Source organism: Dietzia sp. KRD202, assembly GCF_017168155.1.
Taxonomy (GTDB): Bacteria; Actinomycetota; Actinomycetes; order Mycobacteriales; family Mycobacteriaceae; genus Dietzia; species Dietzia kunjamensis.
In genome coordinates, this window is the sequence record NZ_JABFAN010000124.1 from 1 (window position 1) to 396 (window position 396).

Consider the following 396-nt stretch of genomic DNA (forward strand, 5'->3'; position numbering starts at 1 on the left):
CGGCACCGAGGACCAGACCACCAAGCTGACCGCCGCCACCGCGCTGTTCGGTGACCCGGGCACCGTGATGGGCGACGCCCTGTTCGCCATGGACCCCGCCTCCGCTGCGGCATCGTCCGGGATGGACAAGGCGGCCGGGTCGGCCGCGAAGCTGGGCAAGACGATCCGGGGCAACACCGCCACCCGCATCGAGGTGCTGAAGCGGCGCTTCACCGACACGTTCGGCCGGGTCGTCAACGCGGTCGTCATGCCGGGCATCAACGGCCTGATCGACGGCGTCGGCTGGGCGGGCGACGCCCTGGAGACGACCGGCCAGTGGATCAACAAGTGGGGCGCCTGGCTGCTGCCGGTGATCGTCCTGGTCGGCGGCCTGACCATCGCCCTGAACGCTCAGGC

At 71.2% G+C, this 396-nt stretch carries 1 protein-coding gene; it reads left to right on the top strand.

Annotation, left to right across the window (positions count from 1 at the left end; all coding sequences use genetic code 11):
• A partial coding sequence (locus tag J1M64_RS19280) for a hypothetical protein (protein WP_206475246.1) occupies positions 1-396 on the top strand: 396 nt, incomplete at both ends.